Raw genomic sequence first — 16,538 nt, 5'->3', positions numbered from 1 at the left:
ATGGCAGACGACGTCATCACCCTCATCACCGCCGACCACCGCAAGGTCGAGGAGCTGTTCGCCCGGCTGACCTCCGGCAAGGGCGACCGGCGCGCCATCGTGGCCGCCCTGCACGCCCTGCTCACCGCCCACGCCCGGGCGGAGGAGGACGTGGTCTATCCCTGCCTCGACGCCCACCACGGCCTGGAGGAGCACAAGGAGGCCGAGGTGCTGCTCGACAGCCTGAGGCGGGCCGAGCCGGGCAGCGCGGAGTTCGCCGGCGCGCACGCGCTGCTGGCCGCCTCGGTGAGCCACCACGTGCAGGAGGAGGAGAGCACCCTCCTGCCGCTGCTGGCCCGCACCGTGGACGGCCGGCGGCTGCGCGAGCTGGGCAAGGCGTTCCAGCAACGGCGGCAGCAGGAGCTGCGCGCGCTGACCGTCCCGAAGAAGGACGGGGCCGCCTCGAAGAAGGGCCGGGCGGCCGCCTCCGGCGGCGGCCGTCGCACGAAGACGCGAGCCGGCGCGCCCGCCCCGACGCTCACCAAGACGGAGCTGTACGAGCGGGCGCGCAAGGCCGACATTCCCGGGCGGTCGCGCATGACCAAGAACGAGCTGGAGAAAGCGCTGGCAAAGGCCCGTGGCTGAAGCGTTACCCGGCCCACAAAATCATGACGTGCATGAGGCCGATCTCGGGGGAGTAGACAACCCTGCATGAATCGTATGAGCCGGGGGTGATGGTCGTGGAGGGAGAAGAGAAATCGATCAGGGTGGGAGTGGAGGAGGAGTTCCACATCGTCGACGTCGGCACGCGCCGGCTGGCCGCGCGGGCCGATCTGCTGCTGGAGGCGCTGCCTGAGGCCAGCTTCGCGCAGGAGCTGCAGCGCTCGACGGTGGAGTCCAACAGCAGGCCGTGGACGCGGCTGGAGGAGCTGGCGCGTGACCTGTGCGAGCTGCGCGGTCGGCTGATCCGCCAGGCCGACGAGGTGGGGCTGGGGATCAGCGCGGCGGGCAGCGCGCCGCTGGTGGAGATGGCCGAGGTGAAGGTCTCGCCGGAGCCGCGCTACGAGCAGATGCTGAACGACTACCAGCAGCTCACGCGCGAGCAGCTGATCTGCGGCACGCATGTGCACGCGGAGGTGCCCGATCCGGACGTGGCCGTGGCGGTGGCGCACCGGCTGACGCCGTGGCTGCCGCCGTTGCTGGCGTTGTCGGCGAGCTCGCCGTACTGGGACGGCGAGGACACGGGGTACGCCAGCTTCCGCAGCCTGGTGTGGCAGCGCTGGCCCACGGCCGGCCCGATCGCCAAGTACGAGTCGGCCGCCGAGTACGAGGAAATGATCAGGGAGCTCATCCGGTCGGGCGTGATCACCGATCCGGGGATGCTCTACTTCGACATCCGGCCGTCGCAGCACGTGCCGACGGTCGAGCTGCGCATCTGTGACTCCTGCCCGCGCGTGCAGGAGATCGTGCTGATCGCCGGGGTGTTCCGCGCGCTGGTGGCCAGGGAGCTGGAGGCGGTGCGGCAGGGCGTGGAGCGGGACGTGCATCTTGAGGCGGTACGCGCGGCCACCTGGCAGGCGGCGCGCTCGGGGCTGGAAGGGGAGCTGATCGACCCGGTGGGCGGCCTGCCACGGCCGGCGCCCGTGGTGGTCCGGCGCATGTTGGAGGGCCTGCGGCCGCAGCTGGAGGAGGCGGGCGACTGGGAGCTCGTCTCGGAGCTGGCCGGGGAGGTGCTGGCCACGGGCAGCTCCGCGCAGCGGCAGCGGCGCGCGTTCGCCCGGCGGGGCCGGCTGGCGGACGTGGTGGACCTGCTCCTGAGCGAGACCAGGGCCTGCGAGTGGGACCGGCCGGCGGGCGACCCCCCGGCGTACCGGTCGGCGTCCTGAGGAGGCCGGGATGTGCGGACTGAGCGGAGAGGTACGTTTCGACGGCACCGCGGCCGACATCGGGGCCGTCGGCCGGATGACGGAGGCGATGCACGAGCGCGGCCCGGACGGCTGCGGCCTGTGGTCGCAGGGTCCGGTCGCGCTGGGGCACCGCAGGTTGAAGATCATCGACCTGTCGGAGAAGGCGGCCCAGCCGATGGTGGACGGCGAGCTGGGGCTGGCGGTGGTGTTCAACGGCTGCCTTTACAACTACGGCGAGCTGCGGGAGGAGCTGCGCGGCGCGGGCTACCGGTTCTTCTCCACCTCCGACACGGAGGTGCTGGTGAAGGCGTTCCACCGGTGGGGGCCCGCCTGCGTGGAGCGGTTCAAGGGTATGTTCGCCTTCGCCGTCCACGAGCGGGACACCGGGCGGCTCATCCTGGGCCGGGACCGGCTCGGCATCAAGCCGATGTACCTGGCCGGCGACGGCCGCCGGCTGCGCTTCGCCTCCACGCTGCCCGCCCTGCTGGCGGCCGGCGACGTCGACACCGGCATCGACCCGGTGGCGCTGCACCACTACATGACCTTCCACTCGCTGGTGCCCGGCGAGCGCACGATTCTCAACGGGGTGCGCAAGCTGCCGCCCGCCACCGTACGGGTCATCGAGGCCGACGGCACCGCCACCGAGCACCGCTACTGGGAGCCCTCCCACACGCGGGGCGCCCTGCCCGAGCACGCCGGTCTCAGCGCCGAGGAGTGGCGTCAGGCCGTGCTCGAAGCGCTGCGCGTGGCGGTGCGCCGCCGGATGGTCGCCGACGTGCCGGTCGGCGTCCTGCTGTCCGGCGGCCTCGACTCCAGCCTCATCGTGGCCCTCCTGGCCGAGCAGGGGCAGGAGGACCTGGCCACGTTCAGCATCGGCTTCGAGGCGGCCGGCGGCGAGCAGGGCGACGAGTTCGCCTACTCCGACCTGGTCGCCCGGCGGTTCGGCACCGACCACCACCGCATCCGCATCCCCGACGCCCGCCTGCTGGACGGGCTGCAGGACGCGGTGCGGGCAATGAGCGAGCCGATGGTCAGCCACGACTGCGTGGCGTTCTACCTGCTGTCGCAGGAGGTCGCCCGGCACGTCAAGGTCGTGCAGTCGGGGCAGGGGGCCGACGAGGTGTTCGCCGGGTACAGCTGGTTCCCGCCGCTGGCGGGCGCGCCGCGCGAGCAGGCCGCCGACATCTACGCGCGCGCGTTCTTCGACCGCCCCCACGACGGGCTGGCCGCGATCGTGTCACCCGGGCTCCTGCCGGCGCACGACGCCAGCGGCGACTTCGTCCGCGCCCACCTGGCCCGGCCGGGCGCCGACACCGCGCTGGACGCCGTGCTGCGCCTGGAGACCACCGCCATGCTCGTGGACGACCCGGTCAAGCGGGTCGACAACATGACGATGGCCCACGGGCTGGAGGCGCGCACCCCGTTCCTCGACCACGACCTGGTCGAGCTGGCCGCCGCCTGCCCCGCCGAGCTCAAGCTGGCCCACGGCGGCAAGGGCGTGCTCAAGGACGCCGTGCGGCGGCTGCTGCCCGCCCAGGTCATCGACCGGCCCAAGGGCTACTTCCCCGTCCCCGCCGTCCGGCACGTGGACGGGGCCCTGCTCGATCTCGTCCGGGACGCGCTCACCAGCCGGGCCGCCCGCGAGCGTGGCCTGTTCCGCCAGGACTACGTGGACCGGCTGCTCGCCGACCCCGAGCAGGACCGGGCGACGACCGGCGTGAACACGCTGTGGCAGCTCGGGCTGCTCGAGCTGTGGCTGCAGACCCACGGCGTGTGATGCGACCTGCGACGGAAAGCGTGACACCGGGCCTGGCCGGTGGCCCGCCGCACCCTGATGGGAGGGTGCACCTGCTCGGCGGGCTGCCGCACCTGCCCGCCGCCGAGAGCCTGACCGCGTGGAGCTGCCTGGCGCCCGCGCTGGCCCCCGACAACGGCGCGGTGGCGTTCGTCAGCGACCACGGCGGCTCTCCCCGGGTGTGGATCCAGCCGCTCCGGGGCGCCGACGAGGCGTGGGTCGTGGACACCGGCCCGCAGCCGGCGGTGGACGTGAGCTGGGCGCCGACCGGGACGCACCTGGCGGTGCTCGTGGCGCCGGGCGGCGGCGAGCACACGCAGGTGTGGACGGTCCAGCCGCACGGCGGCGACCTGCGGCTGCTGTCGGCCCCGGAGGGCGGCTCGGCCGCGCTGATCCGCTGGACGGGCCGGGGCGAGACGCTGCTGGTCGCCGAGACGTCGTCCACCGGCCTGACCCAGGCCGTGCTCATCGACGCGGTCACGGGCGGCCGACAGGTCATCGCGTCCGGCAGGCTGCTGCGGCCGGTGGCCATCAGCCGGGACCACGCGACGATGCTGCTGCGGCGGGGCGCGCGCGGCCGGCGGCGCATGTTCGTGGCCGACCTGCGCGCCGAGGCGCTGGGCGCGCACCTGCCGAGCGGCGAACGCCCGCTGCTGCCCGGCCTGCCCGGCACCACCGACGCGGGAGCGCTCTCCCCCGGCGGGGACATCGCCTACCTCGTCTCGGACGCCGGCCGTGACCGGGCCGCGCTGCTCGCCGTGCGGAACGGCGCCGAGGCCGTCGTCCTGGCGGAACGGCCAGACGCGGAGCTGGACCGGCTCGCGCTCAGCGCCGACGGCCGCCGCGCGCTGCTGCTGTGGAACGTGCACGGCCGCTCCGAGCTGGACGTCATGGAGCTGGAACGCGGCGAGCTGCGGCACCTCCCGCCGCCGCCGGCCGACCTGGTCACCTCGGTCAGGATCGGCTGGGACGGCACCCTGGCCGCGCTGGCCGCGCAGAGCCCGCGGGAGCCGTCCCACGTGCTGCTGTGCGACCTGGACCGGGGCGGCTACCGGCACGCCGCCGGCGCCGGCCCGCTGCCCACGGCGGCCGGCGCCGAGCTGGTGCACCTGCACGCCCGCGACGGCCTCGACCTGGCCGCCTGGCTCTACCGGCCGCCGCACGTGCGCGGGCCGGCGCCGTTCGTGGTGTTCCTGCACGGCGGCCCCGAGGACCAGGAGCGGCCCGCCTTCAACCCCCTCTACCAGAACCTGCTGGCCGCCGGGATCGGCGTGCTCGCCCCGAACGTGCGCGGCTCCGGCGGGTACGGCCGCGCCTTCCGCCAGGCCGACGACCGCGAGCTGCGCTTCCACGCCGTCGACGACGTGGCCGACTGCGCCGCCGCGCTGGTCCGCCTCGGCGCGGCCGACCCGTCCCGGCTGGCCTGCATGGGCTGGTCGTACGGCGGCTACCTCACCCTCGCCACGCTCGTCACCCACCCGCGCCTGTTCCGGGCCGGCGTGAGCGTCAGCGGCATCGCCGACTTCGAGACCTTCTACGCCCGCTCGGAGCCGTGGATCGCGGCGGCCGCGGTCGGCGAGTACGGCCACCCGGAGACCGACCGGGACCTGCTGCGCGCCCTGTCCCCGCTGCGCGCCCTCGACCGGCTGGCCGTGCCCCTCCTGGTCGTCCACGGCGCCCAGGACACCAACGTGCCCCTGTACGAGGCCGAGCAGGTGATCAAGGCGGCCACCGCCCTCGGCATCCCCTGCGACCACCTCATCTTCCACGACGAGGGCCACGAGATCCGGCAGGTCGCCAACCGCATCAGCTTCGTGACCAAGGTGGTGGGCTGGTTGTCCGGCCACCTCCGTCCCTGAGACACCCGCCGCCCACGCCGGACCGTGCTCGCACCGCCCGGCGTCCAGGTCGGCCCCGCTCGCCCCGCACAGCGGGCAGGCCGCCCTCCAGGAGATGAGGGGCCTTCGCACCATGACATCAGCCCGCCACCGGTCATCGCCCGGGACATCGCCGCCGACCTGCACGGCGTCCTGCCCCGAAGCCGCCCGCCCCCAGGGCCCGCCGGCGCGCGGCACCGCCCTCTCCCGGCGCGCGAGCCGGAGCATGAGGTGGCGCGGTGGTGCCGGCGGGTCCGGTCGGACGGCGGGCGAGCGGGCGAGAGCGACCTCCTGCTCGCCCCGACGCCACCCTCCTGAGGGGTGGTCGTTTAGGCGGGGGGCGGTGGGTAGGTGTCGCTGCCCATGAGAGTCAACGACAAGGTCGTGGTGATCACGGGGGCGTCCAGCGGGATTGGGAGGGCCACGGCGCTGGCGTTCGCCGCCAAGGGGGCCGCGGTGGTGCTGGCGGCCCGGCGGCGGGAGGCGCTGGAGGAGGCGGCGCTGGAGTGCGAGCGCCGAGGCGGGCGGGCACTGGCCGTCCCCACCGACGTCACGGACGCGGACGCCGTCGAGGAGCTCGCCCGGCAGGCGGTGGCCCGGTTCGGGCGCGTCGACGTGTGGGTCAACTGTGCGGCCGTCACGCTGTTCGGGCCGTTCGGGGAGGTGCCGCTCGACGAGTTCCGCCGGGTGCTGGACGTCAACGTCATGGGGTACGTGCACGGGGCCCGCGCCGCCCTGCCCCACCTGCGGCAGCGGGGCGAGGGCGTGCTGGTGAACGTGGCGTCGATCGTGGGCGTGGTGGCGCAGCCGTACGCGCACGCGTACGGGATGTCGAAGCACGCGGTCCGGGCGCTCGGCGCGAGCCTGCGGCAGGAGCTGCGGCTGGACGGGGTGCGCGGGGTGAAGGTGTGCACGGTCCTGCCGGCCACGATCGACACGCCGCTGTTCCAGCACGCGGCCAACCACACCGGGCGGAGGGTCGTGGCGATGCCGCCGGTGTATCCGGCCGAGCGGGTCGCCCGCGCCGTCGTCGGCCTCGTGCGCCGGCCGCGCCGCGAGGTGGTGGTGGGCGGCATGGGGCGTAACCTGGTCGCGCAGTCGAGGCTCGCTCCCGGGCTGACGGAGCGGATGATGGCGGTGCAGGTGGACCGTACGCACCTGTCGCGCAAGGAGCCGGCGCCCGACACGCCGGGAAACCTGTTCCGGCCGGGCGAGGGGCCGGGCACGGTGGCGGGCGGCTGGCACGGCAAGCGGAAGACCGTCGTCCGCCGCGCCCTGACCGCCGCGGCCGTCGTCGGCACGATCGCGGCGGCGCGGCGCGTGCTGCGCTGATCTTGGACCGCCTGGCGGGTTGCCGGTGATGGAGGAGACGATGGCGAGGGCGTACCCGGGCGGGTCGCGATGACGGTGATCGAGTGCGCGGGCACCCACCTCGACATGGGGCGGGCGCACGGTGAGCAGGCGCGGGCGAAGGTGCGGCGGGCACTGGAGGTGTGGCGGGAGTCGACGGCCCGCTCGACGGCGGAGCTGGTCACCGGCTCGCCGCTGCTGGGCACCGTCCGGCGGCTGCTGCCGGGGCTGGCGGACGAGCTGCGCGGCATCGCGGAGGGCGCCGGGGTGCCGTTCGCGGACGTGGTGGCCTACAACTGGATGGACGAGGCGTGGTGGATGCGCCGCCGGCACCTGCGCCGGCATGGTTGCAGCGTCGTGGGGGCCTGCCGGGGCGGCTCGGGCTCCCGGCTGGCGCAGAACATGGATCTGCCGGCGTTCATGGACGGCTCGCAGCTGGTCCTGCGCCTGCGCCCGCGCGACGCTCCCGAGCAGCTCGTGCTGACCTCCGCCGGGATGCTGGCGCTGACCGGCGTGAACGCGGCGGGCGTCGCGGTGTGCGTGAACACGCTGGGCATGCTGAACGGTGACCCGCACGGGCTGCCGGTGGCCGCCGTGATCCGCGGCGCGCTGGCGCACCGTGACCGGGCCGGGGCGGCGGCATTCGTGCGGGGCGTGCCGCATGCCAGCGGCCAGCACTACGCGGTCGGCGACGGTGGCGGCATCGAGAGCCTGGAGTGCTCGGCGGGCGGCGCGGTGCCCGTCCCGCTGCGGGAGGGCCGCCTGGTGCACACGAACCATGCCCTGGCCAGCGCGGATCTGGACGAGGGCGCGCTGCGGGAGCTGCGGGAACGGGGCAGCGTCCGGGATTCGCAGGCCCGGCTGAGCTTCCTCGACGCCGCCTGGCGGGCGGAGGGGTCGGCGGCCGAGGCCGAGGAGCTGCTGACGGACGACACGGTGCCGATCTGCGTGCCGGGCGTCCCGGAGTGGCCGATCCGGACGTTCGGCTCGGTCTCCTACCGGCTCGGCCAGGCGCCGCGGGCCCGCTTCCGGCTGGGGCTGCCCGAAGTCGCGGGGTGGGTGGAGCCGGGCTGGCGTACCGTCTGAGCGCCGGGGTCAGCCGCGCCCGTACCGCCCGCGAGCCGTCTGAGCGCCGGGGTCAGCCGCGTCCGTAGCGGTCCTCGGCGCGCCAGAAGTACCAGAAGCCGGCGGCGAGCGCGACGACCGCCCACACGACGCACGACATCCACACCAGCTGCGGCGGGGTGTGGCCCGCGATGAGGATGTCGCGCATCCATTCGATGTAGGAGGCCGCCGGGTTCAGGTACATGACGGTGGCCACCCATTCGGGCAGCCCGGCGCTGTTGACGACCTTGTCGTGGATGGCGAAGAACACGCCGGAGGCGTACAGCCACGTCCGCATGATGAACGGCAGGAGCTGGTTGAGGTCCCGCAGTGACGCACCGAGCCTGGCCAGCACCAGCCCCGCGCCGATGTTGAACATGGTCTGCAGCACCAGCACGATCGGGATCATCAGCCAGAACAGCGTCAGCGGCTCGTGCGTGAGGAGCACGATGACGAGCAGCACGCCCATGGAGATGACGAGCTGCTGCAGCTCCTGGATCGTGTACGCCAGCGGCAGTGACGCCCGGGGGAAGTGCAGGGCGCGGATCAGCGACAGGTTGCCGGAGATCGACTTGGCTCCGGCGGTGACGGTGCGCTGGGTGTAGGTGAAGACGAACATGCCGGTGAGCAGGAACGCGGGATAGTTGTGGATGTTCTTGCTGCCGCCGAGGATGAGGCCGAACATCACGTAGTAGATGGCCGCGTTCAGCAGCGGGGTGAGCACCTGCCAGAGCTGGCCCAGGGCCGAGCCGGAGTACTTGGAGACGTTGCGGGAGGTCGCGTACGTCAGCACGAAGTGCCGCCGCTGCCAGAGCTGGCGCAGGTAGACGGGGAATCGGGGACGCGCGATGGCGGGCCTGAGCCCGTACCTGCGGGCCAGCTCCGCCAGAGACTGCGCCTGCGACCGGGGCTGCGGCGCGGGGTCTTCCACTTGGGTCATGAGCACCTCGAAGCGTTGCGGCCACCGTGCCGTCGGCCCGGTGGCCATGGGTCCTGCGGTAACGATCATGCCTCGCGGCGGGGGCCGTCGGTCCAGTCTTGGCCCGGAGCGTCGCGGAGTCGAGAACTCATCCGGCGAGGTACGGGCGCAGCGTCTGGGCGAGGGCGGCGCGCATCGCGCCGGGGAGCGGGCCGTCACCGGTCAGCGCCCACAGGATGAGGGTGCCGTTGTAGGCGGTCTGCACCGCCCTGGCCAGCGGGCCCGCCTGCGCGTCGCCGCGCAGCTCCCCGGCGGCCACGGCGTCGGCGAGCAGGGCGGCGATCTCGTCGCGGGTGCGGCGGGCGTGTTCGGCCGCGTGCGCGCGGAAGTCGGGGTCGGTCAGGTCGAGCTGCAGGAACCCGAGGCTGCCGGACAGCTCCTCCGGCGTGGACACGCCTTCCGACAGGTGGACGAGCGCGGCCTGGAGGGCGGCCAGGGGTGAGCGGTGCTCCTGACGGGCGCGTTGGAACGGCTCGGCGGCGGCGCCGGCGGCGTGCGCGGCGAAGGCGAGCAGCAGGCCGCGCTTGGAGCCGAACCGCTGCACGAGCGTGGCCGGGGACAGCCCGGCCTCCTGGGCGACGGCGGCCAGCGTGAGGCCCTGCGGGCCGTGCCGCCCGATGGCGCGGGCGGTCGCACCGAGGATGGCCTCGTCGCTGGTGGTGCGGGGCCTGCCCATGATCGTGTCCCCCCGACGATTAGTGAATGCTCGTTCGTAAACTAGCAGTCCGGCCCGAGGTCGGGCAGGTGGCCGCGGGCGTGCTCGACGAACGCCCTGGCGGCGGGGCTGAGCTCGCCGCCGCCCCGCCACACCAGGCCCATCCGGCCTCGCAGGCCGGGCCCGGTGAAGGTCAGCACGCGCAGCTCGGACGCCGGCGCCGCGACCGCCGACTCGGGCAGGACGGCCACGCCGAGGCCGCGCGCGGCGAGCTGCCACAGCACGTACGGCTCGCTGGCCTCGAACGTCACGTGCGGCGCGAACCCCGCCCGCGCGCACATCTCCTCCAGCGCCGTGCGCAGCCCCGTGCCGGGCGGCATGCTGATCAGCGGCAGCCCCTTCAGCTCCGCCACCTCGATGGGCCCCGCCCCGGCCAGCTCGTGCGCGGGGTGCATGGCCGCCACCAGCTCCTGGTCCACGACGACCCGCACCTCCAGCCCCGGCGGCAGCGGCGCGCCGAGGCCGAGCAGGGCGAGGTCGATCCGCCCGGTGACGACGCCGTCGAGCAGCCGCCCCGGGTCGGACTCCACGAGCGAGATCTCCACCGCCGGATGCCGCTCGTGGAAGCCGGCCAGCATCCCCGGCAGGTCGAGCACGGACGGCGTGGACACGGCGCCCATCACGACGCGGCCCCGCAGCAGCCCGCTGAACTCGTCGGCGACCATCCGCATCCCGGACACCGCCGCCAGCGCGGCCCGCGCGTACGGCAGCACGGCCTCCCCCACCGCGGTCAGCCGCACCACCCGCCCCGACCGGTCGAACAGCGGCTCGCCCAGCTCCCGCTCCAGCTGCCGGATCTGCGCGCTGACGCCGGGCTGGGCCACGTGCAGCCGCTCGGCGGCCCGGGTGAAGCCGGCCTCCTCGGCGACGGCCACGAAGTACTCAAGCTGCCGCAGCTCCATGCCCACCCATGCTAGGGCCAGGTCAGGCCGGGTGAGGTCAGGCCGGGTGAGGTCAGGGCGGGTGAGGTCAGGGCGGTGAGGTCACGCCCGTCACCGCGAACCGCTCGACCTTCGCCACGTGGCCGCCGGTCGAGGCGACGATGGTCAGCGTCCGCCCCGGCTGCCGCCTGAACGTGACCGACGCCGACCAGGGCGCGTTCTGGCCGCCCGCGCTGACGCAGCACCGCTGCCCCACCGGCGGGCCGGAGCCGGGGTGGCGGACCTGGATCCTGATGCTCTCGTCCACGCCGGTGGCCCGCCCGCCGACGGTCACCGGGGAGCGGACCGCGGCCCCGTAGGCGGGTCTGGTCAGGGAGAGCGTGGTGTCGTCGGTGCCGACGACCTCCCAGGGGGCGTCCTGGCCGAAGCCGTAGCGGACGAGGTGCACGACGGCCGCGACCGGCGGGTCGGCGACGCCCTCGGCGCCGAAGCCGACGTGGACGCGCGCGTGCGCGCCGTCCGTGACGGTCTTGACGGCGCGGTCGATGCCGGAGAAGCCGAGGAAGTCGCGGCTGAAGGCGATCGCGGTGCCGCGCGCGTCGAGGTGCCACGGCTGGTGGCCGCCCGCCCGGTACTCGCGCTGCCAGGCCGCGACCTCCTCCGGGCTGGAGAACGGCCACAGCGGCTGGTAGCGGCCGGCGACCAGGGCATCCCCCGCTCCAGGCGGCCCCGTGCTCGCGGAAGCCGAGGGCGAGGCGGGCGGTTCCGTGGCGGGATCGGTCGCCTCCGGAGCCGGGCTGGTCGAAACGGGCGTGTCCGGGGCGGGCGGGGTCGGGGCGGGTGCGGGGCTGAGCGTGGCGGTGCCCTGGGAACGCGGCGGCCCGGCGTCGCCGCAGCCGGCCACACCCACCCCCAGCACGGCCAGCAACGACAACGATCCTGCGGTCAACGCTCTCATCCGGGGCGCCTCCTGCCATGGCGGTGGGAACGGGGATTCACGTGGCGCGGCCTGGTGAGAGGTTTACCCACTGCGCGCTCCCGCTTCCCGTGAGGCGGGCCGGAGGTCCCGTGCCCTGAGGTCCAAGGACCATGGCTGGTCAGCACGTACGCGGGTAGCGTCCCTGCATGGCCACCTTCGATCTGACCGGTTTGCGCGCCGTCGTCTTCGACACCGACGGCGTGGTCACCGACACGGCCCGGGTGCACGCCGCGGCGTGGAAGCACGTCTTCGACGCCTTCCTGCGCGGGCGCTCGGCGCCCTTCGACATCCGCGCCGACTATCTCGCCCACGTGGACGGCCGGCCGCGCCTCGACGGCGTGCGCACGTTCCTGGCCTCGCGCGGCATCACGCTGCCCGAGGGCGGCCCGGACGACGAGCCGGGCGCGCCGACGGTGCACGGGCTGGGGCTGGCGAAGGACGCGTTGTTCGTGGAGCAGATCCGGCGGCACGGCGTGGCCGCCTTCCCCTCGACGGTCGCGCTGCTGCACGAGCTGCGGCGGCGCGGCTGCCGTACGGGGGTGGTGTCGGCGAGCAGGCACTGCCGGGCGGTGGTGTCGTCGGCGGGGCTGCTGCACCTGTTCGACGTGCTCGTGGACGGTGACGACGCGGCCCGGCTGGGGTTGCCGGGCAAGCCGGATCCCGCGCTGTTCCTGGAGGCGGCGCGGCGGCTGGAGCTGCCGCCGCGCGAGGTGGCGATCGTGGAGGACGCGCTGCCGGGCGTGGAGGCGGGCCGGCGGGGTGGGTTCGGGCAGGTGGTGGCCGTGGACAGGAGCGGCACGCAGGCCGCCGCGATGCTGGCGGCCGGCGCCGGCGCGGTCGTCTCCGACCTGGCGGAGGCCGACGTGACGGGCCGCGTGCCGGTGGGCCGGCGATGAGCCCGCCGCCCGCACCTCCGTCTGAGGATGCGTGGACGCTGGTCTACGAGGGTTTCCAGCCGGAGGGCGAGGGGCTGCGCGAGGCGCTGTGCACGCTCGGCAACGGCCGCTTCGCCACGCGCGGCGCCACCCCGGACGGGCATCCGCGCACGCCGGGCACGTACCTGGCGGGCTGCTACGACCGCCTCGACTCGGTGGTGTCCGGGCACACGGTGACGAACGAGGACATCGTCAACCTGCCCGACTGGCTGCCGCTGACGTTCGCCATGCCCCGCTCGGACTGGTTCCGCCCCGAGCAGGCCGACCTGCCGCTCTACCGGCACGTCCTGGACCTGCGGCGCGGCGTGCTGGTGCGGGAGCTGCGCGTGCGCGACGGCGAGGGCCGGGTCCTGCGGGTACGCCAGAGCCGCCTGGTGTCGATGGCGGACCCGTACCTGGCGGCGATGCGCACCACGTTCACCGCCGAGAACTGGTCCGGCCCGCTGCGTGTGCGCGCCACCCTGGAGGGCCGGGTGCGCAACGAGGGGGTGGCCCGCTACCGCGACCTGCGCGGCGACCACCTCACCGGGCACGCGACCGGCTCGGAGGACGACCTGGCGTGGCTGACGGCGAGCACGCGCTGCTCGCACGTCGTCGTGGCGCTGGCCGCCAGGATCGACACCGGCGCCCCCGCGAAACCGGTGCTCCACCCGGGTCACATCACCTCCGAGCACGTGCTCGACCTGGCCGAGGGCGTGCCGGTCGACTTCACGAAGGTGGTGGCGCTGACGTCCTCGCGCGATCCGGCCAGCCACGACCCGCGCTCGTCGGCGCTGCGGCACGTGCGCCGGGCGCCGCCGTTCGAGGAACTGCTGGCGCGGCACGAGGCGGCGTGGGAGCGGCTGTGGCGGCGGGCCCGGCTCGACGTGGACGGCCCCGAGCTGTCGCGGGTCGTGCACCTGCACATCTTCCACCTGCTGCAGACGCTGTCGCCGCACACCGCCGACCTCGACGCGGGCGTCCCGGCGCGGGGGCTGCACGGGGAGGCGTACCGGGGGCACGTGTTCTGGGACGAGCTGTTCGTGCAGCCGTGGCTGGACCTGCGGCTGCCGCAGATCTCGCGCGGGCTGCTGCGCTACCGCTGGCGGCGGCTGCCGGAGGCGCGGGACGCGGCCAGGGAGGCCGGCCACGAGGGCGCGATGTTCCCGTGGCAGAGCGGCAGCGACGGCCGGGAGGAGACGCAGACCCTGCACCTCAACCCGGCCTCCGGCCGCTGGCTGCCGGACCGCTCGCGGTTGCAGCGGCACGTCGGCCTGGCCATCGCCTACAACGTGTGGCACCACTACCTGGCCACCGGCTCGATGCCGCCGTGGTGCGCCGAGCTGCTGCTCGACATCGCCAGGTTCTTCGCCTCGCTGGCCGTGCCCGCCGGCGACCGCTACGAGATCCGCGGCGTCATGGGCCCGGACGAGTACCACGACGCCTACCCGGGCGCCGCCACGGCCGGGCTGGACAACAACGCCTACACCAACGTCATGACGTCGTGGCTGATGGCGCGCGCCCGCGAGACGGCCGCGCTGGTGCCCGACCTGGCGCCGCCGGCCGCCGAGCTGGCCCGCTGGGACGAGGTCGGCCGCCGCCTGCGGGTCGACTTCCACGACGGCGTGATCAGCCAGTTCACCGGGTACGCCGACCTGCTGGAGCTCGACTGGGGCCGCTACGCGGGCGTGCGCCGCCTCGACCGGGCGCTGGAGGCCGACGGCGACGACGTCAACCGGTACAAGGCGTCCAAGCAGGCCGACACGCTCATGCTCTGCTACCTGCTGACCGGCGACGAGCTGCTCGGCATCCTGCGGCGGCTCGGTTATCCGGCCGATCCGGACCTGATCTCCCGAACCGTCTCCTACTACCTGCGGCGCACCAGCCACGGCTCGACGCTCAGCGCCGTCGTGCACGCCTGGGTGCTGGCCCGCTCGAACCGGGCGCAGTCGTGGCGGTTCTTCATCGAGGCCCTCTACAGCGACATCAAGGACGTGCAGGGCGGCACCACGGCGGAGGGCGTCCACCTGGGCGCCATGGGCGGCACGCTCGACCTGCTGCAACGCTGCTACCTCGGCCTGGAGCTGCGCGGGGACGGGCTGCGGCTGGACCCGCTGATGCCCGACGAGCTGGGGCTGGTGTCGATGCCGATCCGCTACCGGGGGCGGCAGATCTTCATCGACGCCGACCATCACGAGGCGCGGCTGAACGGCACCGCCCGCCGAACCTATGGCAGAGGAGAGGTCATCATGGCAGGCACCGGGGATCTCGGCCGGCGCATCATCCATCACCGCGAGCGGCTGGGGCTGACCCGCGAGCAGGTCGCCGAGCACGCGGACATGTCGCCGGGCTACCTGAAGTACCTGGAGGAGAACGCCGACACGCCCGACACGGGGGCGCTCTACCGGCTGGCCGACGCGTTGCGGACGACGGTGGAGGACCTGCTGGGCGGCGGCCAGGACCGGCCGCGCGGGCGCGGCCCCGCGATGGCGCACCCGAAGCTGGAGACGCTGGACGAGGCGGAGTGCCGGCGGCTGATCGCGCCCGGCGGGATCGGGCGGGTGGCGTTCAACGGCTCGCACGGGCCCACGGTGCTGCCGGTCAACTACAAGGTGCACGAGGGCGCGATCGTCTTCCGCACGGCCGCGGGCGGCGCGATGGACAAGGACCTGCGTACCGGGCTGGAAGGCGTCGACATCAAGATCGCCTTCCAGATCGACAACATCGACGAGACCAACCGGGAGGGGTGGAGCGTGCTGGTGCAGGGGCCCGCCCATCACGTGCCGCCGGAGGAGGTGGCCGGCGTGACCGGCTCGGGCGTCACGCCGTGGGCCGGGGGCGAGCGGCAGCTCTACATCCGCATCGTCCCCCAGCAGATCACGGGCCGCCGCATCCACGGCATGTGACGGCCGGAGGGGGTCAGCGGCAGCAGGTGACGCCGAAGGCCATGAGCTGGGTGACCTCGTCCTCGGAGAAGTTGTCGTCGGAGCCGATCACCAGCGTGCACTCGCCGCTGGCCAGCCTCGGCCCCCACGACATGCCCTCCAGGTTCTGCACCGGCGGGCGGAAGGCGCCGAGGTCGCGCACCAGCCGCTTGGAGACCGGCCGGTAGGTGCGGTACCGCGTCAGGGAGCCGCGGTTGCGCACGTCGGAGGCGTCACGCACGTCGATCTCGTACAGCTTGACCCGGTAGCCGACCCCCTGGATCCAGGAACGTTCCAAAGCCAGGTAGCGGTGGTCGTCGATGGCCAGCAGCTCCGACACGCCGCTGTCGGTCTGCCCCGTCGGGGGGCTCGGCGGGGCCGCGAGCGCGTCGAGCGGGTAGGCGTACTGGGCGCGCACCCGGCCCCGGCGGTCCCACACGGTCAGCCGGGTCACCGAGCCGTCGTCGGCCGTCGGCACCGGCCCGTCCTCGAAGCGCGGTCCCTCGGTGATGGCGGTGATACTGCGCTCGGTGACGGCCACGCCCTCGAACCCGAAATTGCGCCGGGGCCCGCTTTCCGTGGTCGTGAACCGCAGATTCGACGGCAGCGGCAGCGCGCCGGTCTCGCGCCCGCCGAGGTTCGTCTCGCGCACCGTCGAATGCGAAACGGGAATATCCGGATTCGACCGGTCGGGCCGGTCCCCTTCGTCGCCCCACAGCAGCCGCCCGCTCCACCGGTCGACCCTGATCGACTCGGGGTCGGCCGAGCCGGGCTTGCCATAGCCCGGGTACGGCGTGCCGTCGGGCCTGGTCAGCGTGGTGACGCCGGTCAGCCGCACGCCGGTGAAACCGCCCGTCACCCGGTCGAAGGCCAGCCGGCCGGTGTAGAAGCGGGCGGGGCCGTAGCGCCAGCGGTCGTCGGAGACGAAATACCACACGCCGGTGCGCGGGTCACGGTCGAACCCGGACAGGCCGCCCACGGTCGTGCCCGCGAACGTCTCCTTGTACGGGATCCGCTGCTCACCGAGGAAACGGGTGATCCGTACGGGCTCGGGCGGGGCCGCCGCCACGGCGGGCGGGGCCGTGGCCGCCACCACCGCGAACGCGAGGGTCATTTCGGTAATTCTTCGTGCAC

13 protein-coding genes are annotated in these 16,538 nt (G+C 74.2%); 8 read left to right on the top strand and 5 right to left on the bottom strand.

Going from position 1 to position 16,538, the window contains the following annotated elements; genetic code table 11:
- The 6 genes from HCN51_RS42865 (at nt 1) to HCN51_RS42840 (ending at nt 7,994) form a co-directional block, all read left to right on the top strand.
- The gene (locus HCN51_RS42865) at nt 1–624 is read left to right on the top strand and encodes a hemerythrin domain-containing protein (RefSeq protein ID WP_168017737.1); all 624 of its coding nucleotides are present in this window, start codon (nt 1–3) and stop codon (nt 622–624) included.
- A gap of 95 nt (nt 625–719) precedes the next feature.
- Nucleotides 720–1,865, top strand: a complete 1,146-nt coding sequence (locus HCN51_RS42860) for a carboxylate-amine ligase (RefSeq protein ID WP_346434000.1) — start codon at nt 720–722, stop codon at nt 1,863–1,865.
- 10 nt (nt 1,866–1,875) lie between these two features.
- Nucleotides 1,876–3,663, top strand: a complete 1,788-nt coding sequence (locus HCN51_RS42855; RefSeq protein WP_168017736.1) for an N-acetylglutaminylglutamine amidotransferase — start codon at nt 1,876–1,878, stop codon at nt 3,661–3,663.
- 65 nt (nt 3,664–3,728) lie between these two features.
- Nucleotides 3,729–5,540, top strand: coding sequence for an alpha/beta fold hydrolase (locus tag HCN51_RS42850; RefSeq protein ID WP_346433999.1), 1,812 nt, complete (start codon nt 3,729–3,731; stop codon nt 5,538–5,540).
- 381 nt (nt 5,541–5,921) lie between these two features.
- Complete coding sequence (locus tag HCN51_RS42845; RefSeq protein ID WP_168017734.1) at nt 5,922–6,890, top strand: SDR family oxidoreductase; 969 nt, start codon at nt 5,922–5,924, stop codon at nt 6,888–6,890.
- 69 nt (nt 6,891–6,959) lie between these two features.
- Nucleotides 6,960–7,994 carry a C45 family autoproteolytic acyltransferase/hydrolase gene (locus HCN51_RS42840; RefSeq protein WP_168017733.1) on the top strand — a complete coding sequence of 345 codons (1,035 nt, stop codon included), beginning with the start codon at nt 6,960–6,962 and terminating at the stop codon, nt 7,992–7,994.
- Nucleotides 7,995–8,046: 52 nt separating this feature from the next.
- Here HCN51_RS42840 and HCN51_RS42835 read toward each other — a convergent pair whose 3' ends face one another.
- The 4 genes from HCN51_RS42835 to HCN51_RS42820 all read right to left on the bottom strand — a co-directional run bounded on the left by HCN51_RS42835 (nt 8,047) and on the right by HCN51_RS42820 (nt 11,545).
- Nucleotides 8,047–8,952, bottom strand: a complete 906-nt coding sequence (locus HCN51_RS42835; RefSeq protein ID WP_168017732.1) for an ABC transporter permease — start codon at nt 8,950–8,952, stop codon at nt 8,047–8,049.
- A gap of 127 nt (nt 8,953–9,079) precedes the next feature.
- Nucleotides 9,080–9,667, bottom strand: coding sequence for a TetR family transcriptional regulator (locus HCN51_RS42830; protein WP_168017731.1), 588 nt, complete (start codon nt 9,665–9,667; stop codon nt 9,080–9,082).
- 41 nt (nt 9,668–9,708) lie between these two features.
- Entirely contained in the window at nt 9,709–10,608 is a 900-nt protein-coding gene (locus HCN51_RS42825; RefSeq protein WP_168017730.1) for a LysR family transcriptional regulator, read from the bottom strand.
- A gap of 67 nt (nt 10,609–10,675) precedes the next feature.
- Entirely contained in the window at nt 10,676–11,545 is an 870-nt protein-coding gene (locus HCN51_RS42820) for a hypothetical protein (protein WP_168017729.1), read from the bottom strand.
- A 167-nt stretch (nt 11,546–11,712) separates the two neighbouring features.
- On the opposite strand from HCN51_RS42820, the gene HCN51_RS42815 reads away from it, so the two are divergent.
- Nucleotides 11,713–12,462 (top strand): HAD family hydrolase, encoded by a 750-nt coding sequence (locus HCN51_RS42815; protein WP_168017728.1) that lies wholly within the window; start codon nt 11,713–11,715, stop codon nt 12,460–12,462.
- The gene (locus tag HCN51_RS42810) at nt 12,459–15,386 is read left to right on the top strand and encodes a pyridoxamine 5'-phosphate oxidase family protein (RefSeq protein ID WP_240973834.1); all 2,928 of its coding nucleotides are present in this window, start codon (nt 12,459–12,461) and stop codon (nt 15,384–15,386) included. The genes HCN51_RS42815 and HCN51_RS42810 overlap by 4 nt, the downstream gene beginning before the upstream one ends.
- 13 nt (nt 15,387–15,399) lie before the next feature.
- Here HCN51_RS42810 and HCN51_RS42800 read toward each other — a convergent pair whose 3' ends face one another.
- Nucleotides 15,400–16,518 (bottom strand): esterase-like activity of phytase family protein, encoded by a 1,119-nt coding sequence (locus tag HCN51_RS42800; protein ID WP_168017727.1) that lies wholly within the window; start codon nt 16,516–16,518, stop codon nt 15,400–15,402.
- Nucleotides 16,519–16,538 lie beyond the last annotated feature (20 nt).

This window comes from Nonomuraea composti, from assembly GCF_012034275.1.
Classification (GTDB): Bacteria; Actinomycetota; Actinomycetes; order Streptosporangiales; family Streptosporangiaceae; genus Nonomuraea; species Nonomuraea composti.
The sequence above is the reverse complement of the archived record's forward strand: the minus strand, read 5'-3'. Positions and strand labels throughout refer to the sequence as shown.